Here is a 22,404-nt window from a genome sequence, read left to right on the forward strand (position 1 = left end):
GGCGGCGGGGATCACCACTGGATGCCGGCACCGACGGCCACACCGGCCTCGCCACGGCTGTTGGTGGAGCCGCTGAACTTGTAGATCCAGCGCCCTCCTTCGGAGACACCGGAGATACCAACCGCCACGCCCGACTCGCCGTTGTAGCTGCCGGCGGCGACCGAGGCCATGCTGCGGCCCGCTTCGCTGGACTGCGGCAGTGCTGCGGTGGCCATAGCCGAGGCGATACCGGCCGAGGCGCGGTTGTCGGTCTTGCGCAGGTCGCGCTCGAAGCCACCCATGCGCTCGTCGGTGTAGGCCTTCGACCAGTCCAGGGTCTGCGCCATGCCCGACTTCAGCTGGTCGACGTTGACTGCGTCGGTACCGGCGGTGCCGGCGGCGACGTTACGCACCGTGGTCGGGCCGCTGTTGGTGCTGCCCAGCGTGACACTGTTGTAGTTGGTCGCGCCGTTCACCGTGGTGTCGTAACGGATCGTACCCTGCTGCGAGGCCTGCAGCTGGCGTACGTTGACCGCGTCGGTAGCCTGCGAACCGTCGGCCACGTTGACCACCTGGCGTTCGGCACCGGCGGCACCCACTGAGACCGTGTTGGCCCGGTTCGCCACCGAACCCGCACCCAGCGCCACCGAGTTGTCGGCCTGCGCCTGCGAACCATTGCCCAGCGCGGTCGAGTTGGCACCGGCGGCGGTGGAGCCAGCGCCACCTGCGGCCGAATTGGCACCGCTTGCGGACGGATCGGCCAGGTTGTTGGTGTTGTTGGCGCGGAAGCTGCCGGCCACGTTGGTGATGTTCTGGATCTTCTGGTCGGTGTACTTCTTCGATTCGTCGATGGCGTAGTTCACGCCGTTCTTCAGCTGGCCGACATTGGTCGCGTCGTACGTATCGGAACCGTCGGCGACATGGGTGATCTTGCGCTCGCTGCCGGTGCTGCCGACCGAAACCTCACCGGCCGAGTTGCTGGCGCCGGTCTGGCCATAGGCGCCGGTGTAGCCGCTCTGCGCACCGACGCTGGCCACCGACCCGGCACCCAGGGCGACGCTGTTGCCGGCACTGGCGCTGGCGCCGTTGCCGACCGCCACGCTGTTGGCACCGGCCGCACTGGCCTGCGGGCCGACCGCCACCGCTTCCGCACCGGCAGCCGTTGCAGGCGCTGCGGTCGAGTTCACTGCCAGGTAGGCACTGCCACCGCTGTTGTTGGTGATGCGTTGGTTGAGGACCTTCAGCGAGCCGTCCACCGCAGTGAAGGCGGCGGTGACATTGTTGTAGTCACCGCTGGTGAAAGTGCCGTCGGTGGCGATGCTGGAGATGCTGAACTTCGGCGCGGTCCACACGTTGGTGGTGCCGTTGTACGCGGTGGTGCCACCGAAGTAGTTGGCAATGGTACTGTTCGTGCTGAACAGCTGGTCGCCGGTGATGGCATCACTGCTGCCGGCCAGGATGCTGCCGGCGGCGACGTTGGTGATCTTCACCGCGCCGGTGCCGGTACCCGTCAGCGTCACGCTGTTGAGCACGTTGCCACTGCCATCGACGTCGTACTTCACGGCCAGCTTGTCGATCTCATCGGTCTGGTCGGCAACGTTGGCCAGCGAGTTGCTGACCGCATCGAAGGCGGTACCGACGTCGTTGTAGCTGCCCTTGGTTACGGTGCCGTTGGCGGCGACGTTGTTGATCGAGTAGGTCGGTGCGGTCAGCACGCCGCTGGCGTTGACCGCCGCGCCACCACCGAGGTGGGTGGCCACGGCCTGGTTGGCCGCAAACAGCTGGGCACCGTTGATGGCCTCGCTGCTGGTGGCACTGACCTGGCCCGGGCCGAGATTACGCAGCGTGGTGGCCGTGCCGGTCTGGCCGAGCGTGGCACTGGCGTAGTTGACGCTGCCATCGCCATTGAGGTCATAGCGCAGTGCCCCCTGTTCCGACGCCTGCAGCTGGCCGACATTGACCGCATCGGTGGCGGCGGTACCCGCAGCCAGGTTGGTGACCTGACGCTCGGCACCGGCGGCACCGATGGACACGCTGTTGGCACGGTCAGCCAGGCTGCCGGCACCCACCGCGATGCTGTTGGCGGCGGTGGCGCGGGCGTTGGTACCGACCGCGATCGAGTCGGCGCCGCTGGCCAGTGCCTCGGTACCGGTCGAGTTCACCCGCAGATACTTGGTGCCACCGTTGCGGATGTCGGTGATCTGCGTGTTGAGATTGACCAGCGAACCATCGACCGCGGCGAAGGCATCGGTGGCGTTCTCATACAGACCCTTGGCGATCGCACCGCCGGTGGAGATGGTGCTGATCTCGAACAGTGGTGCGGTGAATGCACCGCTGGCCGGATCGAAGGCTGCGCGACCGCCGAAGAAGCTGGCGATGGCCGCATTGGTCGCCGCCAACTGGCCGCCATTGACCGCTTCCAGGCTGCCGGCGGTGACCGCACCGCCGGCCAGGTTGCCGATGGTGGTAGTGCCGGTGCCCGCACCGAGCGTGACGCGGCGATAGTTCGGATTGCCGGCACCGTCCAGATCGTAGGTCACCGCAGCGGCCGCCACATCATCGATCAGGCTGATGGCACCCTTCAGCTGGGCCACGTTGACCGCATCGGTATTGACACTACCGGCGGCCACGTTGGTGATCTGGCGCTCGCCGCCACCGGCGGTACCCACCGACACTTCACCGGCCGAGACCTGCGGCGCAGTGAGGCCATAGGCGCTGTAGCTGGCCTGGGCACCGCGCAGCGCGGCCGAACGGTAGCCCAGTGCAACCGAATTGGCCTGGTTAGAGGTCGCCTCGGCACCGAGCAAGGTCTGCCCGTTGGCCGTGCCCACCGCGCTGTCGCCGACGATCACCGAATGGCCCATGCGTGCGGCGTAGTCCGCGGTCGGCACGCCGGTCGGGTTGCTCGGATCATTGGTGCCGGCGCCCGGGAAGGCGACGTTGGCATCGACCTTCGGCAGCTCGTGGCGGGCATTGGCACCGATCACCACTTCCTTCGAACCGTTGGCAAAGGCGCCGTCACCCATCAGCACCTGGTAGTCCTGCGCCGCATTGACTGCCCAGCAGGAGATGTCGGCGAGGACAATATCCAGGCACTTGGCCGCCCATGCCGGCGAATCCTTCGGCAGCAGCAGCCCGAGCAGGCCGCCCGGATTGCCGTTGTTGATGTTGTAGATGTAGCTGTCGGAGGTGACACCACCGATCAGGGTCAGGTGCGAGCTGCCGCCGGTGACGGCGCCACCCAGGCCGTTGAGAGTGCTGCCGACCGGCGACAGGTTGACCACGGGCAGGCCCAGCACATTGACCGTCGAGTAGGTCTGCATCACGTTGGCGTTGCTGAGCTTGAGGTTGCCGTTGCTCAGGTAGCCGTTGCCGCCAAACAGGCTGGTGGTGGTCGGGCCAATCAGCTGCCCGACGTTGCCAACCAGGCCGCCGGTGCCGATGATCAGGCCCGCGTTCGGATCGGCCGGAGCCGGCGCCTTCGGGCTGGTCGGCGGGATCGCCGAGGGCTTGGTCAGGCCGAGACCGCTCAGCGTGCCACCGACCAGGCCGCCTACGGCACTGCCGAGATTGCCGATGGTGCCGTTGAGGTTGCCATTGAGCAGGTTGCCGACGGCGCCGCCGACATTGCCAAGCGTATCGCCCAGCAGGCCACCGAGGCCGCCGGTGCTGCCACCTGTAGCGCCATTGAGTACACCGCCGACGGTGCTGCCGACCGAACCGACCGTGCCGTTGAGCGCACCACCCACGGTGCCGCCGACCGCACCAACCGTGCCAACTGCACCGTTGAGTGCCCCGCCGACTACGCTGCCGACCGAACCGACCGTGCCGTTGAGCGCACCACCCACAGTGCCGCCGACTGCACCAACCGTGCCAACTGCACCGTTGAGTGCCCCGCCGACGGCGCTGCCGACCGAGCCGACCGTGCCGTTGAGTGCACCACCCACAGTGCCGCCGACTGCACCAACCGTGCCAACCGCTCCGTTGAGTGCGCCGCCGACGGTGCTGCCGACCGAACCGACCGTGCCGTTGAGTGCACCACCCACAGTGCCGCCGACTGCACCAACCGTGCCAACGGCGCCATTGAGCGTGCTGCCCACTGCTCCGCCCACCGCACCAACCGTGTTGCCTACGGTGCCATCAAGCACGCCACCCACGGCGCCACCTGCCGCGCCGACAACGCCGCCCACCAGGCCACCCACGCCCAGTGCGCTGTTCTGCGCTGCCACAGTCGCTTGGCCGGCCAGCTTCAGATTGCGGTCGGCCACGACTTCCTGGCCATCGGGCGCCTGCACGCGCACTTTGCCGGCAACACCGGTATCGAAAGCTGCGGTGATCGCACGATCATGGGTCTCGCCCGGCAGCTCCTCCTTTGCCGGCAACGTGACCGCCGCCGTCGCCTTGACCTGCCCCTGACCATCGATCTGGTGGCCCGCCAGCTTCAGCTGCGAATCCACCTTGCCGTCAACGGACGCCTTGAGGCCGGACAGCGAGCCAGCGGATGCGCCAGCAACAGCGGCGGCCGCCTTGGCACCGGTATCGATCGAGGCCGCCTGGGCACCGGCGATGCCAACCTTGGCCTTCGCCTGCGCATCCGCAGCCACACCGAGCGGCGCATGCGCGGACGGCGCAACGTTGGCCGCCAGCGAGGCATCCATCTTCGCCACATTGGACGCTGCGTGCCCCAGCCCGACATTGGCGCGAACATCGGCGGCCAGTGCAGGAACCGCGACCTGCTTCGGCGCGGCGTTCGCCGCCAGCTTCACCTGTACGGTAGCCGGCAGGACGTCGCGCACGATCGGCAGCGAGGTCGTACTCAGCTGCAGGCCCACACGCGCGTCTGCGCTGATCGCCGGACTGCTCTGCGCCTGGCGCGATGCCGCGGCCAGCGCGACTTCTGCGTCGACCTTGACCGGCATCGGCTGCGCGTACTTCGCGGCCAGTGCCTGCAGATCACGCAGCGACTGATTGGATTCGGATGCTCCTGCATGCCCGCTGGCCAGCGCACACAGCAGGGCCAGGGCCAGTGCGGTCGGCATCAGCAGGACACTGCGCGGATCGCGGGCAGCGCTGCCGCCGCTATCGCCGGTGGCCAGTTCCGAGGCCACAACCAGAGCATTGAGCTGGCGGTTCCATACACGCCGGTAGATGCGGTTCATGAGCATTTCCCCCGTAGGCGAACAACTGGAATGTCAGTGGACTTGCCGTTAGGCAGGTGACTGACATTTCAGCGTTTGCAACGGCGGCTGCGCACTTCATTCCGGCACGGCAATCGCGCATTCCGGCAAATCCACGGTCGGAATCGGCAGCCGGTTATGCAGAAGCGGCAACCATATCGGCAAGCGGATATGCAATTCCGGCAGGAACCGCCGGGAAACCCTTATGGGGCCTGGATCAGGCGGGCTGGCCGATCTGCGCGGGTGCGCGCATCAGCGTGTCACGCGGCAGTTCACCGAAGACCTTGCGGTAGTTGTCGGCGAAACGCGAAAGGTCCCACAGGCCACAACTGAGGGCGATGGCCTTGACCGAACGGCGGCTGGAATCGGCCATCGACAGGCTGCGGCAGGCTGCGCACAGGCGCAGCATCGACAGGTAACGATTGGGCGACGTACCGAACAGGTCCTCGAACGCGTAGCGCAGCCCACGCTCACTGACACCGGCAGCGTCGCAGATCTCATTCATGTAGATATTGCGGCGCAGGTTGAGGCGCATGAAGTTTTCCGCCCGCTGTGCGATCAGATAATGCGTGCGCCGCGCACGGCTGCAACCCGGGCGTTCGGCGGAACCCGCACCCAGCAGTGCCTGCACGTGTTCGTGCAGCAGCCGCTCGGTTTCTTCCGGCTGCAGGCCCGTGCCCTGGCCCAGCTGCAGGTGCAGCTGCTGGTAATGCTGTGCCAGCGGGGCGGCCTCGCTGGCGAGATTGAACAGTGAAAGCGCCTGTCCGGCCGGCGGCGTGCTGCGCAGGCTCAGTTCGGTCAGCTTGCGTTGCACCCGTGCCACCGGCACCAGCATCAGGGTCATGTGCGTGCCCGGGCTCAGGGTGAACTCGCTGATGCCCTCGGGCATCACGGTCAGCGCCATCCCAGGGGCAAGCGGTACGCCATGGCACCAGCTCAGGGTTTCATCGGTCGCATGCAGATACCCCAGCATCGCCCAGTCCGGCGGCAGCATGAAACGTCCACGGCAATGGAATCCACAGCTGATGCTGCAGAACAACGCCTCCTCGTGCACGCGTGACGCGAAGGCCGCCCGCGGCCCATTGCCATCGAGCAGAAGCAGTTCGACATCACATACACGAAGCACGCCGCTCAGCGTCGCCAGGTCGATCGACCGCAGGCCGCTGTCGTCGCTGTCTCCTACCCCACCATCGACCATGACAGTGTCGTCCCCCCGATTATCCGCCGTGCGGTACGGCCCCCACTGCCTGACAGGGCGCGCACCTCTCATGGAATCTCTTCCATCACCGGGATGCGCGCCGCCAAGGTGCGCACCCCAAAAGAAACGCGAGTACTTGAATGCGAGTATGCCCGATAATTCAACGGGGTAAACATCTGCACCGCGTTGAATAAGATGGATACAGAGGTGAAAATCAGATTGTCGCGTTTGGCACAGTTTTCGCATGCGACCTGAAGCCTGCCTCACATTATCTGCACGTCGATGAATCGTTGTGCGGGCGAACGGATTTCCGTCACAGAACCCGGCTTGAAAATTAAGGAGCAATGGGATTCTGCCGAATTTGCATATAGGTTCCGGTTGCAGCCGGCCGCCATTCAGGCAAAGTCGATAACACGGTGATCCGGTCTTTGATAATGACCGCACCCAGGGGGACAGCATGACCATGCACGTATCGCTCGACACGTCGACCACCGGCCCCGCGCCGCGCGGTCGCGGTTGCGCGAACGGCGTCCCGCCTGGAAACGATCACCCTGCTTGAGCACAGCGGGTCCATCCCGCCGTGCCTCCTCCGCCAGGACGTGCGGAGGTCCACGGACGATCCCGGCGGAGCCGGGCCACCGCCCAACAGGTGTCCTGTAGCAGACAGGTAGAGGGAGACAAACGTCATGAACGCATCGATCCGCAAGTTCCTGAAGGAAGAAGATGGCGTTACCGCACTCGAGTACGGCCTGCTGGCGGCTGTGATTGCCGGCATCCTGATCGCGGTCGGCAATGCGCAGATCAAGTCCTTCTTCGAGACCTTGTTCACCAATCTCTCCGCATTGGCCACCAAGGCCTCCGGTAGTGCAACACCGCCTGCCGGCGGGAACTGACCGGGACCGCGCAGCCGTCGGCTGCGCTTGCGGCTCATTGCAGAAGGCGGCGGCTGACCGTCCACTGACGGACAATGGAGGGTGCGATGACACTGCTGGGATTGCTGGCCATCGGTGTGTGCCTGCGGATCGCGATCAGCGATCTGTACGCCCGTCGGGTGCCCAACGCCTGGCTGCTGTCCGCATGCGCGATCACCGTTGTCGTGCTCATCGCCGGACAGTTCAACGCGCCGCGCCTGCCGTGGGCTTCCCACGTTGCCGGCGCGGCGCTCGGCCTGGTCGCATTGCTGCCTTTCCATGCAGTGCGCTGGATGGGCGCCGGTGATGTCAAATTCTTTTCGGTACTGGGATTGATGCTGGGCTGGCAGGCACTGCTGCCGATCTGGATCGCGGCCAGCCTGGCAGCGGGCGCACATGCCGCACTGGTGCTGGTATCGCGACGGTTGGGTCCAGTACTGCCCATCGGCCTTCAAGCCCATATGCATCGGGCAAGTTCGCAATGGCATTCGCACCCGGCGCTGCGCGGGATGCAGAGCGCCCGCCAGGGACGCCAAGGCATTCCCTACGCCGCCTACCTGGCGGTATCCGCCATCGCCTGGGTCCTCATCAGCACGTACGGAGGTGTGGCATGAACATCCACAACCGACGCCGGCAACGTGGCGCGGCCAGCATCGAGTTCGCGCTGATGTTGATGCTGGGCCTGCTGCCGCTGCTGCTGTTCACGTTCTCCGGCGTAATGATCATGGCGGCCCAGCAGACGTTGGCAACCGCCTCGGCCGAGGGTGCACGTGCATCGCTGCGCTATGGCAGCGCCAACGAACGTCGTACCGCCGCCTGCGTTGCGGCGCGTAGTTCGATGCAGTGGCTGCTGAACTTCTCGGGTCAGCCGGTCGACTGCAGCAATGGCGGAAACAACGCCATTCTGGTCTCCGCTCAGGCCCCCTGCGCCGGACTGGCCAGCGCCCAGTGCATGACCGTGACGGTCAGCTACGACTACGCAAGCCATCCCTTCCTGCCCGGCACCGCCACGCTTTACAAGTGGGTGATGCGGGCTCCCATCCGCAGCGTCGCGGTCGCTCAGCTCGACCTCGGCAGCGGCAACTGACGTTCGGTACAGGAGACGGTTCCATGCTCAAGTTGACCCGCATTGCTGCCGTCGCCCTGATCGGGCTGGCCGTGCTGCTGGCGGTGATCGCCTTGATGATCGGGCGCAGGCCGGCCGCACCGGCCACGGTTGCCCCGGTAACGCAGAGCGAAGCCCAGGCGATCACCGTGGTGGAAGCGGTGGCGCGACTGCCGGCCGGCGAACCGATCTCTGCCAACGGACTGCGTCTCGCACAGCGCAGCGCCCCGGTTGCCGGTGCCGCCACCAGCATTTCCGCCGTGGTCGGAAAGGTGCCGGTGCAGGACATCGCCGAAGGCACGGCGATCAGCAGCAACGCACTCGCGCAGGGATTCTCGCTGCAGCTGCGCCCCGGGGAACGCGCACTGGCGGTCCCGGTCGACGAGCTGGTGGGGGCCGGCAACCGCATCCTGCCCGGTGATTTCGTCGACGTGTTCCTCAACCTGCGCAATGCCCAATCCACTGCCAGCGGCCCGGCCGACGCAGCACAGACGCGCCTGCTGCTGTCGCGCCTGCGCGTGCTCAGCTATGGCCAGCAGGACATCGCCCCGGCCAACCATGACGCTGTTGCCAGCAACGAGGCCGATGGCCGCAACGATCCACGCGCCGCCGACATCACCGGAAGCAGCAGCACCCAGAGCACGGGCAGCGGGACCGCCCAGCCGGCACGCAGCGCGGTACTGGCGGTGCCGGTGGCCGATGCCAACCGGCTGCTGCTGGGTGCGCAGCAGGGCAAGCTGTTCCTCGCCCTGCGCAACCCTGCCGATTCCGGCCAGCCCGATCTGGCGCTGTTCCCGCAGGCACGCGGGGTGATTGATCCCCTGCGTGGCCTGGATGCGGAACAGCAGCTTGCGCTGCAGCGGCCAGAGAATCACGCCTTCGCCGGCATCGACGGCGATGCATTGGCCGGCCGCAGCAACGCGCCCGCGCGCAGCACCCAGGATGCCCCGGCACGCGCACCCGCACCACGGCGCAGCGCCCCACGCGCATCGGGCATCGAAATCATCCGAGGTGACAGCTCCGCCCCCCGTGGTTCCCTTTGACCTGCATCGAGCGCATCCATGACCGAACGTCGCCGCAGTCCACGCCCTTCCCCCCGCCAGCGCTGGCTGGCCCTGCTGCTGGTGCTGCTGGCACCGGCGACAAGCGTGGCCGCCGACGACCTGGTGCTGCAGGCGCGTGAGCAGCGCCCCTGGACCCTGCCGGGTGATCTGGAGCGGGTCGCCATTGCCGATCCGGGCGTGGCCGATATCGTGATGCTGCGCGGCCAGCGCCAGGCCCTGCTGGTCGGCAAGGCGCCGGGCACCACCACGCTCCTGCTCTGGCACCGCAAGCAGACCGAACCACAGCGCCTGCAGGTGCGGGTACAAAGTGCGGTGCAGGGTGCGGCCGATGCCGGCGCGAACGGGCTGGTATTCACCCAGCAGGACAATCAGGGCCTGCTGCAGGGAAGCACCGAGAGCGTGCTGTCGCACATGCAGGCGCAGAAGACTGCTGCCATGGCCCTGGGCAAGGATGGCCTGCTTGCCGACGCATCCACGGTGAGCAGCGGCGGCGTGGTCCAGGTCGAGGTCAAGGTGGTCGAGTTCAACAAGACCGCACTGAAGCAGATCGGCATCAGCTTCCAGAACCGCAATGGCAACTTCGCCTACGGCTTCGCCCGCCCGGGCGGCCAGCTGCCGGGCAACACCGGCATCCTGCCCGGCATGAAGGAAGGCAACTCCGGCAACGAAGCCGAATCGCCCATTTCTTCGGCCTTCCGCCTGGTGTTCGGCTCGACCAAGGGCCTGTGGAATGCCGACGTCGACCTGCTGCAGAGCAATGGCATGGCGCGTGTGCTGGCCGAGCCGACACTGGTCGCGCTGTCCGGGCAGAGTGCCAGTTTCCTGGCCGGCGGCGAGCTGCCGATCCTGGAACCGCAGGGACTGGGCACCACCACCATCACCTACAAGCCCTTCGGCATCGGCCTGACCGTGACACCGACGGTACTGGCACCGAACCGCATCGCCCTGAAAGTCGCACCGGAAGCCAGCGACCTGGACTACAGCAACGCCATCGCGCTCAACGGCGTGCAGATTCCCTCCATCACCACCCGCCGCGCCGATACCACGGTCGAACTGGGCGATGGCGAGAGCTTCGTGATCGGTGGCCTGGTCAGTTCCAACGTGGTTTCCAGCGTCGGCAAGATCCCGCTGCTGGGTGACCTGCCGATCATCGGCTCGTTCTTCCGCAACTTCGACTACAAGCGCCAGGACAAGGAACTGGTGATCATCGTCACGCCACGCCTGGTGAAGCCGCTGGCACGCAACACCGAGCTGCCGCTGCCCGGCGACCGCGAGGCCAAGCCGCACATGCCCGAATGGGGCGCCTGGCTGCTGGGTCCTATCAGCCAGGACCCGGTGCCCGGCTTCTCACGCTGATTCCATGATGCCTGCGATACCACGCCCATGCCCTACGCCACTGCCCAGCCGCTGCATCCGCAAGGACCGCCGATGAACCTGGTCCTGTACGGAATGGATCGCGAACTGCTGCCCCGGCTGGCGGCGAAACTGCCGCCAACCACCACCCTGCACTGGCAGGACAGCAGCGCGCCGACCTCCGCCCAGGACCTGCAACGCGGGCCGCAGAGCCTTGTGCTGCTCGACTTCCGCCCGGAACATGCGGCCGCCTCCAGCGTGCTGGCGCAGCAACTGCAGCAGACCGAGCCGGATCTGGCATTGGTTGCAGTCGGTGCCACCAGTGCCGGCCAGGTGGAAGGTGTTGTCATCGCATTGCGGGCGGGCCTGCGTGATGTGCTGGACCTGGACAGCGACAACGTCGGCATCGAGGCCGCGCTGCGTCGCGCCCTGTCACCACGACCGGCTGCCGCCGCGCAGCAGGCGCACAAGGCCCGCCTAATCGTCCTGCTGGGCGTGCGCGCCGGGGTCGGCACCAGTACGCTGGCCGCGCATCTTTCGGTGCTGGCACAGCAGACCCGTGCACTGGCACAGGGCGAGGCACTGCAGCAGGATGGCCTGCTGATGGAGCTGGCCCAGCCTTCGGGCGACCTCGCCCTGTACCTCAACCTGGACAGCCGCTTCCACTACGAAGACGCGCTGCGCAACGCCAGCCGCATCGACGCCACCCTCGCCCGTACGGCCATGGCCCGTCACGATTCCGGACTGGTGCTGCTGGACCGCGCCAGCGGCAGCGATGCGGTACCGCCGTCCGATCCGGGTGCGCTGCTGCAGCGCCTGCGCACCGTGTTCGCCAGCGTGCTGTGTGATGCCGGTGGCTGCCCGCTGCGTCAGCTGCCGCCGCTGCTGCTGGACCAGGCCGACGAGATCTGGCTGGTCACCGATGCCTCCATTGCCACACTGGTGTCGCTCGACCAGGCACTGAAGCATCTTGCCGGGCAGCGCGAACGCGAGAAGCGCCTGCAGCTGGTGATCAACCGCCACGATGACAGCAGCGGCATGAGCCCGGAGCAGATCGCGCGCCGCTTCGAGGTTCCCCTGCTGGCCACGCTTCCCGAACGACCGCGCGTGCGCCTGGCTGCCAGCCAGGGTCACCTGCTGCTGCAGGATGCGCCGCGCGACCCCTACCTGCGTGCCCTCGCCCCGCTGGTTTCGCGCCTGGATCCGGCTGCCTGCCCGGTCCAGGCGCAGGGCCTGCGGGAAAGACTCTCCCTTGCCCTGGGTGGATCGCAATGGAAGACAAGGTAACCCCGTTCCCGCATGCCGTTGCCCGGCCGGTGCTGCCCGAAAGCTCGCCGGGCCATCAGCCGTTCGCGCAGACCGAGCAGTATCAGAAGGTGCTGTCGGCCGCGCATGAGCACCTGCTCAACAGCATCGAGGACGAGCGCATCGACATCGATTCCTGGGCCCCCGACACCATCGCCCGCTGGGTGCAGGTGCAGACGGTGGGCTTCATCCAGGAGTGGCGCATCCCGATCAACGAAGAGGAGATGCAGGTGGTTGCCGATGGGCTGGTCAAGGAACTGACCGGCTTCGGGCCGCTGGACGACCTGCTGCACGATCCGTCCATCGAAGACATCCTGATCAACGGCTTCAAGGACGTGCACGTCTCGCAGGGCGGCCAGCTCAAGCGGGCCACCCAGCGCTTCACCGACGATACGCATCTGCTGCGCATCCTGCGCCGCATCCTCGCCCCGCTTGGACGCCGCCTGGATGACTCCAATCCGATGGTCGATGCGCGCCTGCCCAACGGCGGCCGTCTCAACGCGATCATCTCGCCACTGGCGGTGGATGGACCGATGGTGTCCATCCGCAAGTTCCGCAAGGACCCGTTCACCCCCGATGAACTGCTGGCCAAGGGCACCTTCGATGCGCCGATGCAGGCCTTGCTGAAGGCGATGGTACTGGGTCGCTGCAACATCCTGGTGTCCGGCGGCACCAGCTCGGGCAAGACCTCGCTGCTGAACGCCCTGGCCAGCTACGTCCCCGCGAACGAGCGCGTGATCACCGTCGAAGACACCGCCGAACTCTCGCTCAACCACCCGCATGTAGTTCGCCTGGAAAGCCGTATCGGCGGCGCCGAAGGGCACGGTGCGGTCAGCATCCGCGATCTGGTCCGCAACAGCCTGCGCATGCGCCCCGACCGCATCGTCGTCGGCGAAGTGCGCGGTGCCGAGGTGCTGGAAATGCTGCAGGCGATGAACACCGGCCACGACGGCTCGATGGCCACCATCCACGCCAATTCGCCCCGCGACTGCCTGTACCGGATCGAGATGCTGGCCGGTTTTGCCGGCTTCCAGGGCAGCGAGGACAGCCTGCGCCGGCAGATCGCCAGTGCCATCGACTTCATCGTGCAGATCTCGCGCCTGGGCAGCGGCCGCCGCGTGCTGGTCTCGATCACCGAGATCACCGGGGTCAGCGACAACCTGATCACCACCCAGGAAATGTTCCGCCACGAACTGCAGATCGACGGCAACGGCAAAGAGATCGATCGCTGGGTCGGGCTGGGCTTCCATCCGCACTCGCACAAGCTGGAGCCGTTCCGCCAGCAGCTGCGCGAATCGCTCTACGGAGACTTCTGAGCATGGGAACCGGCGCGCTGCTGGGCATGCTGAGCATCATCGCGGTGCTGCTGGCGCTGGCAGCCTGGCTGTGGGGCACGGCCAGCAGCCGTGAGCAGCGCCAGGTTTCAATGCGGCACGCCGAGCAGCAGCTTTCGCGCGGAAGCGCCACGAGCGGAGCACCCGCCGGGCCGTCCGTCACCGCTGCCAACGACCCGGCGCGGCCCGCCAGCGCCGGGCGCCGCGTGCTGCCGCTGGATGGCCTGCTGCAGCGCGCAGGGCTGCAGACCGGCTGGAAAATTCCCATCATGCTGCTGGTACCGGGGCTGATACTGTCGGTGGTGGCGATGCTGCGGCTGGGCACCGCATGGATGTTTCCGCTGACCCTGCTGCTGTACCTGCTTGGCTGCTGGCTGTGGGTGATGCGGCGGACCACCAAGCTGCGTGCGCAACTGCTGCATCAGCTGCCGGACTTCCTCGACAACCTGGTGCGGCTGACCGCACTGGGCAACAGCCTGCAGGCCGCGTTCCAGGTTGCGTCGATGCAGACGAGCGCGCCGTTGCGCGGGCTGCTGGACACCACGGTGCGCTTTGCACGCAGCGGCATGGAGCTGGACCGTGCACTCGCACAGGCCTCGCATCCCTATCGCATGGATGTGCTGAAGGTGTTGTCGGTGGTGATCGGTGTCAGCGTGCGCATCGGCGGGCGCTCCGACCAGATCCTGCAGCGCATGGGCGATTTCATGCGCGATCTGGAACAGGCCCAGCAGGAGCTTGCAGCGACCACCTCGGAGACGCGGATGTCAGCGTGGGTGCTGGGCCTGTTGCCACCGGCCTGCGCGGTATTGATGGCGATCACCAGCCCGGACTTCTTCCAGCCGGTGCTGCACGATCCGCTCGGCCACAAGATCCTGCTGCTTGCACTGGGCATGGAACTTGTCGGTGGCTTCCTGCTGTATCGCCTGGCCAAGTCGCTATGAACCCCCTTCGCCCCGCCGGAGACAACCGATGAGCGCCAGCGCCTGGTTCGCCCTCTCCCTGCTCGTGCTGGCCGCCGGTATCGCCCTGCTCGGTATCGGCGGCTGGGTACGCAGCCATCGTGAGCAACGTACAACGGCCACCTTGAAGACCGCCCTGCAGCCGCGCGAGGCGTCCCGTGACACCGAGCCTGCGCTGACCTGCCCGGTTTCTCCGAGACATTGATATCTAGGAAGATGGCTCCAATCGGAAGATGAGCCCATGAAGAAGAGTCGATTCTCAGAAGAGCAAATGGTGACGATCCTGCGCGAGGCAGATCGCACGACGGTGGCGGAGGCCGCCAAGAAACACAAGGTCAGCGACGCCACGATCTACGCTTGGCGCAAGCACTTCGGGCAGATGCAAGCAGCCGATGTCAAACGCCTCAAGGCCTTGGAGCTTGAGAACAGCCGTTTGAAGAAGCTGCTGGCCGAGCGCGATCTTGACATTGAGATCCTCAAGGAGATCAACGCAAAAAAATGGTGAGCCCGCTGGCGCGGCGCGAGCAACTGGACTTCGTGCGTGCACGGGGCCTGAGTCTGCGCCGCGCCTGCGGGCTGATCGGAATGTCCCGGGCCACGCCGAGCTATCAGTTGCGCCTGCCGGCCAGGGATGCGCCGGTGCTCGCTGCGATGCGGGAGCTCTCGGCGCAGTACCCAAGATACGGCTACCGCCGCATCCGCATCTTCTTGCGCCGCAAGGGCTTCGAGCTGAGTTGGTCGCGTACGCATCGCTTGTGGCGCCGGGCGGGACTGCTGGTGCCCCGAAAGCGTCCACGCAAGCGCATCGCCTCGGTACGCCCGCGCATTCATACGCCCTTCAAGGCCAACATGGTCTGGGCCTATGACTTCGTCTTCGACACCACGGCCAGTGGTCAACAGATCAAGTGCCTGACCGTCGTGGACGAATACACCCGAGAGTGCCTTGCCATCGACGTGGCCGGGGCCATTCGCTCCAGGCGCGTGATCGAAGTGCTGTCGCGGCTGGTGAGCCTGCACGGCGCGCCGCTGTTCATGCGTTCGGACAACGGGCCGGAGTTCGTCAGCCACGCCATTCTGGAGTGGATCGCCCACTCGGGCATCGCCACCGTGCTCAACGACCCCGGCAAGCCGTGGCAGAACGGCACAGACGAAAGCTTCAACGGCAAGTTGCGCGACGAATGCCTGTCCATCGAGTGGTTCCGCTCGCGCCGCGAGGCCGCCGTGCTGATCGAAGCCTGGCGCGTTCACTACAACGAGGTGCGACCCCATAGCAGCCTGCAATACTTGACTCCGACGGAGTTCAAGCAGCAACCCCGTCACAACCTGCAACCCGCTGTCTTCTAGTTAAAACTGTCTCGATTAAACCGAGCAGGTCAGCGCGGCACGATTCGCTGGGCTGGCTGGAACGCTTCGGCCGTGCCCTCAGCGGCGGCCGGCTGGAAACGGCGTTGCTGGCCAATGAAGACCGGCTGCTGTTGGATCTGGCCGGGTGGAACACCCGCCGCGGTACGGCCATCTACCTCGGCCTGCGCCTGCTGCTGGCCGTGCTGGTGCTGGTACTGGTGCTGACATTCAGCAGCGTCACCGGGCTGGCCAGGATCATGGTGATCATCGGCGCCCTCGCCGCCGGCCTGCTGCTGCCCAAGTTCGTTCTCTCCTCCTGGGTGAAACGGCGCCGACGAGCGGTCGACAACGAGCTGCCGCTGCTGATCGACCTGCTGCGTCTGCTGCAAGGCGTGGGCTTCAGCATGGACCAGAGCCTGCAGACGCTCGGCGACAAGCTGCGCGATGCATTGCCGGTCCTCGGCGGCGAGCTGCAGGAGGCCAACATCGCCTATACCCACGGCCGCACCCGCGCACAGTCGCTGCGCCGGCTGAGCGAGGTCTATGCCGACGATGACCTGACCAGCCTGATGCAGCTGATCCTGCAGGTGCACGCCCATGGCGGCGCGGTGCAGGAGCCCCTGCGGCAGTTCAGCATCCGCCTGCGCGAACAGCGTCGCAACACGCTGAAGGAAAAGGTCGGCAAGCTCTCGGTGAAGATGACCGTGGTGATGATGCTGACCCTGCTGCCAGCGCTGATGCTGGTCCTTGCCGGTCCGGCGCTGGTCGCGCTGGCCACCACCATGTCCAAGATGGGGTCCCCCTGATGCCTGCCCTGCGCACTTCCTGCCTCATTGTTGCCCTGGCTGCCGTTGCCGGCGCCAGCGGCTGTGCATCGACCACGCCGAAGTACCTGCGCGCGCCCAGCCTGGCCGCGCCAGAACCGGCACCGCAGGACAGCCGCAATGCCTACCTGGAGCTGATCGAGCGCATGCAGCAGCAAGGCGCATGGTATGCCTCGCTCGCCCACGTCGACGCCTTCCGCCAGCGCTACGGCGATCCGCCGGCGTTGCGCCTGCTGCAGGCCGACGCGCTGCGCGAGACCGGCCAGGCCGATGCCGCGGTCACCCTGTACCGCGATCTTTCCAGTGGCCCCCAGGCCGCCGCGGCCGCCCATGGCCTGGGCCTGATTGCCGCGCGCCGCGACGACGACGCCGGCAGTGAGCAGGCGTTGGCGCGGGCGACCGAACTGCAGCCATTGAACACAAGTTATCTCGGCGACCTGGGCTATGCGCGGCTGCGCGCCGGGCAGTTCGAGCGCGCGCGCGAACCCCTGGCCAAGGCGCTGGAGCTGTCGCCGGGCAATGCCAAGGCCACCGCCAACCTCGCCCTCTGGGCGGTGCTGCGGGGCGACACCGCCACTGCCGAACGCCTCGCCCAGCAAGCGAACCTCAACGACGAGACCCGGCTCAGCATCCAGCAACAGGCGGCGCAGATCCGTGCCCGCCTGCAGCAGCGCCAGGCCGCAGCGGCAGCCGCCGCAGTCGTGCCGGCCACTGCCCGTGCTCTCGCCAGCGATGCCGCCGGCAACCCGCCCGGCGCCACGCGACTGGCGGCGGAACCGCGCCGCGACAGCCGCGATGAACGCGATCCGCAGCGCCTGCCGCCCTCGATGCTGGAACGCTTCAGCGCCTCCGACCACCCGAACGGGAACACACCATGACCGCGACGCCCCTGACCCGACGCCTGCTGCCCGTTCTGATCTGCCTGCTGCCAGCCGCCGCCGTGCAGGCGCAGCAACAGCCGCTGACCGGGCAGATGCTTGGCGGCAGCACGCCGGCTGCGTCGGCTTCGCAGCCGCTGCAGTCCGAGTCACTGCCCACCGTGGACTTGGCGGCCCCGCCAGCACCGGTGCCGCAGGCGGCGCCTGCAGCAGTGGCCATCACCGACGGCAGCACTGCAGCCCCGCGGCCCGGCCGCAGCCAGATAGGCGATACCACGCGCAACCTGTTCCGCCTGCAGACATCGGGGCAGCAAGCCGGACAGCACCTGCCAATCCTCGGCGACCAGGCGACGCTGAGCTACGCCCGCTACATGAAGAGTTTCGAACACGAGATCCCGGACTTCTTTGAAGCCGATGTCGCCAAGTCCAAGGGATCATCCTCATCCGGACGCTGAGGTAGGCCATGAAACGCCCACGCCAGTTCAGTTTCAGCCGCCCACGGGGCGGCATGTCGATCACCATGATGCTGGTCATGCTGGCACTGCTGGCGATGCTGGGCCTGATCGAGATCGGTTACCTGTTCTGGGCCAAGCGCGATGCACAGAAAGTCGCTGATCTGGCCGCACTGGCCGGAGCGCAGCGACTGGAACTGTGCACCTCGGACAACAGCGACAACAGTGCTGCGCGGCAGAGCGCACTCACCCAGAACACCTTCGCAGGAAGCCTGGAAATCCGCTGCGGAAACTGGAACGTGACCCGCGCCACCGAAGGGCACTTCAGCCCGGTCGTCGATGCAGCGAATCAACGCAATGCTGTCCGTGTCATCACCCGCCGCGCGGTGCTTCCCTTCTTCGGGCAGAACAGCAGCCTGCCGACCGTGACCGCACAAGCGGTGGCGCGCCGTGCAGAACCCACGGCGGTTTTCAGTGTCGGCTCGCAACTGCTGCGCATCAATGGCAACACGCCACTGGGAAATGTCCTGAAACTGGTGGGCGCCGACCTCGACAAGACCACCCTGCTCGGCTACGACGGCCTTGCACAGGCGCATATCACCCCGAATGGACTGCTGCAGGCACTGGGCATTCCGATCGACGTCAACATGGGCGTGGCGGAGTTCAACAATCTGCTGGCCGGCCGCAAGGTCAAGCTGGGCAAGATCCTTCAGGCGACCGTTGACCTGCTCACCCAGCAGGGCGTTGCCCACGTGGACCTGAGTGCACTGGAGAATGCCCTGGTCGTGAAGGGTATCGACCTCAAGCAGCTGGAGGTGAAGCTCGGCTCCGATGACAGCGGTGGTGGCCTGTTCGCACGCGTGGTCGCGCCGGATGGAACGATTTCCAGCGCGCTGCAGGCCGATGTCAATGTGCTGGACCTGATCGGCACCAGCATCAGCATCGCCAATGGCGGCCGTGCGGTCTCGGTCGATGAACTCAACCTGCTGGGCCTGGTCAATGCCAAAGCCGCTGTGGTGGAACCGCCGTCCATCGCCATCGGTGGCGTTGGCTCGCGCGCTTACAACGCGCAGATCCGTGTCTTCCTCGACATCGACACCAACAACATTCCCGTTGCAGGCGGCGTGCTTTCACTGCTGGGCATCCGCCTGAAGCTGCCGGTCCATGCGGACGTGACCAACGCAATGGCGACCCTCACCAGCCTGCAATGTGGCAGCACGCCTCCCACGGCGACGATCAAGGTCGAGTCTTCCGTGCTGCGCGCCTGCGTCGGCAAGGTGGCCGACAGCGAGCGGTTCTCCAAGCAGAATGTCTGTGGCGACACCCTGCAGAAGGAACAGATGCTCACACTGCTCGGCGCCCCGTTGATCAATGACAGCATCAAGGTCAATACGCTGACCGACACGCAAAGCCTCACCCTCCCCGCCGGCGCGACCGGTTCAACCCAGGTCAACTCCCTGGAGGTGGGCACCGCGGTGTCCGAGCTGGTCAGCGAACTGCTGCGCGTACTGTCCGGCATGCTCGATCCGCGCGACGATGGCATGAGCCAGGGCTCGACCGCAGCGCAGTTGGCCGATCGCTACCTGAAAGCAGCCAACGTTGGTCGCAAGCGATACGATGTTGACGCAACCATCAAGCTGCTGGAATTCGGAGACAGCACGCAGGGATTGAAACCACTGGGAAACTGGGACATCACCAAGGGAGTACCTACCAGCTGTGTGCTGGTAACCTGCATGGTCGACGGCAAGGTCTGGCAAGGATTCCGCAACGCAGTGACCGGGGTTGGCTCGGGGCTCCTCGATGGCGTACTGGGAGCGCTTGTGGGTGGGCTGCTGGTCAAGCAGTGCAACAGCCTGATTGGCGCGCTGGATGACACCACCTACAACAACTGCATGAAGTACAACCTGACTTCCTACCTGCAGACCGCCGATGCCGGCTTCCTGGACCAGTTCGCCGGCGACGGCGTCACCGCCCCCGGCAATGGCCCGGTCAGTTGTTCGGGCCTGCTGTGCTTGCTGCTGAAGCCCGCCCTGGACGTCCTGAAGCCGCTGCTCAACAGCGTCGGCTCCCTGCTGCGCTCGCTGCTGGCGCAGGTGCTGGGCCTGGAACTGGGCCGCACCGACGTCAACGTGCAGTCGATCCAGTGCACGCCCGCACAGCTGGTCTACTGACCCGTGACGGGCGCCCTTGGCGGCGCCCGCGCACATGCTAGACTCCCGGCGGGGAACCACCTTCATCTCAACCCACACTCATCCGTGGATGGTCTAGACATGCGAGAAACTTCAGGGGGCGCGGTCTTCGCCCGGCACGCGCGCGGCGCGGCACTGCTGGCCGTGGCCATGATGCTGGTGGCACCGGCGGCGATGGCTGCCCGTGGCGAACGCGAAGCAGCCGCAGAGCCGGCCGCACGTACCGCACCGGTGGTGCGCAACACCGTTGACGAGCTCAAGCAGCTGATGGATGCCCGCCAGCTGACCGAGCTGCGCACCACCTACAACGGCAACTACGGCGCCAGCCTGCTGTTCAATGCCAACACCCTGACCTACTACGTCGCCCTGTTCCAGGAGAAGAACTTCTGGCGGGTGATCAAGACCGATGCCGTCGACAACGCCGAGCGTGTCTACCGCACCTTCGCGCAGCAATCAGAGCAGCTGGCCCAGGTCTACATCGACACCACCCGACTGGAAGCCGGCAAGCGCTATACCGAGCGCCTGGTGGCCTACAACGAGGAGCGCCTGCGCACCCTGCAGCAGGAAATGGAACAGCAGCAGGCACAGTCGGCCCAGGTCAGCGCTGCCCTGCAGCAGGCCCAGCAGCAGGCGGTCAGCCTGAGCAGCGACGTGCAGAGCACCAACAGCCAGCTGGATTCCCTGCAGCGCCGCATCCAGATCCTGCAGGCCGAACAGGGCAACCCGGAGCTGAGCCTGCCCAAGCCGGACAGCGTGCCCTCGCCGGCACCGGCGGCCGCCAGCGACGGTCGCTGAGGTCCAGCGCCTGGCGTGCCGTCCAACGGCGCCTACGGGCGCCGTTGTCGTTTCCGGCACCATTCCATTTCAACGGCACGCCTCATGCACGGCATCGTCCAGTTGCCGGCGCTGCACGAAGTCCATGCGCTTGCCATTGGCCAGCACCTTCCCACGATGCTGCCGCGCGCGCTCGCAGGCGGCGGGATCCGCGCTGATCGGTATCACTGCAGCCCGCGCACGCCGCTGCTGCACCACACGCGGACGCATTGAAGCTGGGCTCGCTGCCTTGGCCGCGCTCGCACCTGTCGAGGGCGGCTCCGCCGGCACCTCCCAGCGCCATTCCGCGCGCCCCTGGCACGGCGTCTGCTGGTAGACCGGATGCGGCCCGTCCACACATTTGTAGACGTTGGTCTGAGCATGCGCCCCCGTGGCCAGCAGCAGGTACAACAGCGGGCTCCAACTCGCGTTCGACATTGCAGGCTCCTCGTCAGGGCTGCCGCCATCCTCGATGCCGGCACGGCTTCGTGCCAGAGCGATACACGTCACATCCGGCGTAATCCAGCACAGCCGTGCAAGTCGTCGGTCTGGCGCTGCGCTGTACTGCCGAAGGCACCGGCATCCACGCCAGCGCCTTCCCTCCCTTCCGCCAAGGAAACCACAATGAGCAACTTCGTCACCGTCGCCGACGGCGCGCGCATCTTCTACAAGGATTGGGGTACCGGCCAGCCGATCGTGTTCGCGCATGGCTGGCCGCTGTCGTCCGATGCCTGGGACCCGCAGATGCTGTTCATGGGCCAGAACGGCTTCCGCGTGATCGCTCACGACCGTCGCAGCCACGGCCGCTCCAGCCAGACCTGGGACGGCAACAACATGGACTCCTACGCCGACGACCTGGCCGCCGTGCTCGAGGCGCTGGACCTGAAGGACGCGATCCTGGTCGGTCACTCCACCGGTGGCGGCGAAGTGGCCCATTACATCGGGCGCCACGGCAGCAAGCGCGTGGCCAAGGTGGTGCTGGTCGGCGCCGTGCCGCCGCTGATGCTGAAGACCGATGCCAACCCGGCCGGTACCCCGCTGGAGGTCTTCGACGGCATCCGCAAGGGCACCGGCGGTGACCGCTCGCAGTTCTTCAAGGACCTGACCACGTCGTTCTTCGGCGCCAACCGCGACGGCAACAGCGTTACCCAGGGCATGCGTGATTCGTTCTGGCTGCAGGGCATGCTCGGTGGCGTCAAGGGCCAGTACGACTGCGTGCACGAATTCTCGGAAGTGGATTACACCGAGGACCTGAAGAAGATCGATGTACCAGCGCTGGTGGTGCATGGCGATGACGACCAGATCGTGCCATTCGATGCCTCGGCCAAGCTGTCCTCGCAGATCATCAAGGACGCCGAGTTGAAGGTGTACGCCGGTGCGCCGCACGGCCTGACCGTCACCCACGCCGACCGGTTCAACGCCGACCTGCTGGCGTTCGCACGCGGGTGAGGCACTGCGGCGGCGCCATCCAGCGCCGCCGCCCCTGTGGTAGAGCCGGCCGCTGGCCGGCTGCGCAGGA

17 protein-coding genes and 2 pseudogenes are annotated in these 22,404 nt (G+C 66.5%); 16 read left to right on the forward strand and 3 right to left on the reverse strand.

From position 1 onward, the window contains the following. Positions 1 to 11 precede the first annotated feature (11 nt). Entirely contained in the window at positions 12 to 5,138 is a 5,127-nt protein-coding gene (locus tag ACZK5G_RS12775; RefSeq protein ID WP_478463606.1) for an ESPR-type extended signal peptide-containing protein, read from the reverse strand. 235 nt (positions 5,139 to 5,373) lie between these two features. Next, positions 5,374 to 6,354 carry an AraC family transcriptional regulator gene (locus ACZK5G_RS12780; RefSeq protein WP_032128070.1) on the reverse strand — a complete coding sequence of 327 codons (981 nt, stop codon included), beginning with the start codon at positions 6,352 to 6,354 and terminating at the stop codon, positions 5,374 to 5,376. Between the two features lie 686 nt (positions 6,355 to 7,040). Between ACZK5G_RS12780 and ACZK5G_RS12785 the strand changes: the two genes are divergently transcribed. The 15 genes and pseudogenes from ACZK5G_RS12785 (at position 7,041) to ACZK5G_RS12855 (ending at position 20,867) form a co-directional block, all read left to right on the forward strand. Beyond that, positions 7,041 to 7,247, forward strand: coding sequence for a Flp family type IVb pilin (locus ACZK5G_RS12785; RefSeq protein ID WP_107432184.1), 207 nt, complete (start codon positions 7,041 to 7,043; stop codon positions 7,245 to 7,247). Between the two features lie 86 nt (positions 7,248 to 7,333). Continuing rightward, complete coding sequence (locus ACZK5G_RS12790) at positions 7,334 to 7,879, forward strand: A24 family peptidase (protein ID WP_032128071.1); 546 nt, start codon at positions 7,334 to 7,336, stop codon at positions 7,877 to 7,879. After that, complete coding sequence (locus ACZK5G_RS12795; protein WP_049398481.1) at positions 7,876 to 8,352, forward strand: TadE/TadG family type IV pilus assembly protein; 477 nt, start codon at positions 7,876 to 7,878, stop codon at positions 8,350 to 8,352. Before ACZK5G_RS12790 ends, ACZK5G_RS12795 begins: the two co-directional genes overlap by 4 nt. A 23-nt stretch (positions 8,353 to 8,375) precedes the next feature. Then, positions 8,376 to 9,413: a Flp pilus assembly protein CpaB gene (gene cpaB, locus ACZK5G_RS12800; protein WP_478463608.1), complete on the forward strand. Its 1,038-nt coding sequence runs from the start codon at positions 8,376 to 8,378 to the stop codon at positions 9,411 to 9,413. Between the two features lie 18 nt (positions 9,414 to 9,431). After that, positions 9,432 to 10,790: a type II and III secretion system protein family protein gene (locus ACZK5G_RS12805; RefSeq protein ID WP_201116484.1), complete on the forward strand. Its 1,359-nt coding sequence runs from the start codon at positions 9,432 to 9,434 to the stop codon at positions 10,788 to 10,790. Between the two features lie 27 nt (positions 10,791 to 10,817). Next, positions 10,818 to 12,074, forward strand: coding sequence for a CpaE/TadZ family protein (locus ACZK5G_RS12810; RefSeq protein ID WP_478463610.1), 1,257 nt, complete (start codon positions 10,818 to 10,820; stop codon positions 12,072 to 12,074). Continuing rightward, complete coding sequence (locus tag ACZK5G_RS12815; protein ID WP_049398477.1) at positions 12,059 to 13,408, forward strand: TadA family conjugal transfer-associated ATPase; 1,350 nt, start codon at positions 12,059 to 12,061, stop codon at positions 13,406 to 13,408. Before ACZK5G_RS12810 ends, ACZK5G_RS12815 begins: the two co-directional genes overlap by 16 nt. A gap of 2 nt (positions 13,409 to 13,410) precedes the next feature. Further along, the gene (locus ACZK5G_RS12820; RefSeq protein ID WP_423174917.1) at positions 13,411 to 14,367 is read left to right on the forward strand and encodes a type II secretion system F family protein; all 957 of its coding nucleotides are present in this window, start codon (positions 13,411 to 13,413) and stop codon (positions 14,365 to 14,367) included. A 28-nt stretch (positions 14,368 to 14,395) separates the two neighbouring features. Next, positions 14,396 to 14,560 (forward strand): annotated as a pseudogene (locus ACZK5G_RS12825) (type II secretion system F family protein); the annotation flags it as partial. Positions 14,561 to 14,626: 66 nt separating this feature from the next. After that, positions 14,627 to 15,729, forward strand: a protein-coding gene (locus ACZK5G_RS12830) for an IS3 family transposase (RefSeq protein ID WP_181859227.1) whose coding sequence is annotated in 2 segments (ribosomal slippage) — positions 14,627 to 14,885 and positions 14,885 to 15,729 — 1,104 coding nt in all. Because the reading frame shifts where the segments join, the coding sequence is not laid out codon by codon here. A gap of 32 nt (positions 15,730 to 15,761) precedes the next feature. Continuing rightward, positions 15,762 to 16,535: pseudogene (locus ACZK5G_RS12835) on the forward strand (type II secretion system F family protein); the annotation flags it as partial. Beyond that, positions 16,535 to 17,431: a tetratricopeptide repeat protein gene (locus tag ACZK5G_RS12840; protein ID WP_164080795.1), complete on the forward strand. Its 897-nt coding sequence runs from the start codon at positions 16,535 to 16,537 to the stop codon at positions 17,429 to 17,431. The pseudogene ACZK5G_RS12835 and the gene ACZK5G_RS12840, both read left to right, overlap by 1 nt. Beyond that, on the forward strand, positions 17,428 to 17,886 hold the full coding sequence (locus ACZK5G_RS12845; protein WP_478463611.1) for a DUF3613 domain-containing protein: 459 nt from the start codon (positions 17,428 to 17,430) through the stop codon (positions 17,884 to 17,886). The genes ACZK5G_RS12840 and ACZK5G_RS12845 overlap by 4 nt, the downstream gene beginning before the upstream one ends. An 8-nt stretch (positions 17,887 to 17,894) precedes the next feature. Then, positions 17,895 to 20,054, forward strand: coding sequence for a TadG family pilus assembly protein (locus ACZK5G_RS12850; protein WP_478463612.1), 2,160 nt, complete (start codon positions 17,895 to 17,897; stop codon positions 20,052 to 20,054). Positions 20,055 to 20,153: 99 nt separating this feature from the next. After that, positions 20,154 to 20,867 carry a DUF2968 domain-containing protein gene (locus ACZK5G_RS12855; protein ID WP_478463614.1) on the forward strand — a complete coding sequence of 238 codons (714 nt, stop codon included), beginning with the start codon at positions 20,154 to 20,156 and terminating at the stop codon, positions 20,865 to 20,867. Positions 20,868 to 20,936: 69 nt separating this feature from the next. Here the strand turns inward: ACZK5G_RS12855 and ACZK5G_RS12860 are convergent, their stop codons facing one another. Further along, positions 20,937 to 21,323: a hypothetical protein gene (locus tag ACZK5G_RS12860; protein WP_478463616.1), complete on the reverse strand. Its 387-nt coding sequence runs from the start codon at positions 21,321 to 21,323 to the stop codon at positions 20,937 to 20,939. 186 nt (positions 21,324 to 21,509) lie between these two features. Between ACZK5G_RS12860 and ACZK5G_RS12865 the strand changes: the two genes are divergently transcribed. Further along, positions 21,510 to 22,334 (forward strand): alpha/beta fold hydrolase, encoded by an 825-nt coding sequence (locus tag ACZK5G_RS12865; RefSeq protein ID WP_478463617.1) that lies wholly within the window; start codon positions 21,510 to 21,512, stop codon positions 22,332 to 22,334. Positions 22,335 to 22,404: the final 70 nt, after the last annotated feature.

Source organism: Stenotrophomonas sp. 62841_Sma (assembly GCF_056482945.1).

Bases quoted from the DNA above. Each gene is read 5' to 3' on its own strand.
- ACZK5G_RS12775 (WP_478463606.1), bottom strand. From the start codon at position 5,138: ATGAACCGCATCTACCGGCGTGTATGGAACCGCCAGCTCAATGCTCTG.
- ACZK5G_RS12780 (WP_032128070.1), bottom strand. From the start codon at position 6,354: ATGGTCGATGGTGGGGTAGGAGACAGCGACGACAGCGGCCTGCGGTCG.
- ACZK5G_RS12785 (WP_107432184.1), top strand. From the start codon at position 7,041: ATGAACGCATCGATCCGCAAGTTCCTGAAGGAAGAAGATGGCGTTACC.
- ACZK5G_RS12790 (WP_032128071.1), top strand. From the start codon at position 7,334: ATGACACTGCTGGGATTGCTGGCCATCGGTGTGTGCCTGCGGATCGCG.
- ACZK5G_RS12795 (WP_049398481.1), top strand. From the start codon at position 7,876: ATGAACATCCACAACCGACGCCGGCAACGTGGCGCGGCCAGCATCGAG.
- cpaB (WP_478463608.1), top strand. From the start codon at position 8,376: ATGCTCAAGTTGACCCGCATTGCTGCCGTCGCCCTGATCGGGCTGGCC.
- ACZK5G_RS12805 (WP_201116484.1), top strand. From the start codon at position 9,432: ATGACCGAACGTCGCCGCAGTCCACGCCCTTCCCCCCGCCAGCGCTGG.
- ACZK5G_RS12810 (WP_478463610.1), top strand. From the start codon at position 10,818: ATGCCCTACGCCACTGCCCAGCCGCTGCATCCGCAAGGACCGCCGATG.
- ACZK5G_RS12815 (WP_049398477.1), top strand. From the start codon at position 12,059: ATGGAAGACAAGGTAACCCCGTTCCCGCATGCCGTTGCCCGGCCGGTG.
- ACZK5G_RS12820 (WP_423174917.1), top strand. From the start codon at position 13,411: ATGGGAACCGGCGCGCTGCTGGGCATGCTGAGCATCATCGCGGTGCTG.
- ACZK5G_RS12840 (WP_164080795.1), top strand. From the start codon at position 16,535: ATGCCTGCCCTGCGCACTTCCTGCCTCATTGTTGCCCTGGCTGCCGTT.
- ACZK5G_RS12845 (WP_478463611.1), top strand. From the start codon at position 17,428: ATGACCGCGACGCCCCTGACCCGACGCCTGCTGCCCGTTCTGATCTGC.
- ACZK5G_RS12850 (WP_478463612.1), top strand. From the start codon at position 17,895: ATGAAACGCCCACGCCAGTTCAGTTTCAGCCGCCCACGGGGCGGCATG.
- ACZK5G_RS12855 (WP_478463614.1), top strand. From the start codon at position 20,154: ATGCGAGAAACTTCAGGGGGCGCGGTCTTCGCCCGGCACGCGCGCGGC.
- ACZK5G_RS12860 (WP_478463616.1), bottom strand. From the start codon at position 21,323: ATGTCGAACGCGAGTTGGAGCCCGCTGTTGTACCTGCTGCTGGCCACG.
- ACZK5G_RS12865 (WP_478463617.1), top strand. From the start codon at position 21,510: ATGAGCAACTTCGTCACCGTCGCCGACGGCGCGCGCATCTTCTACAAG.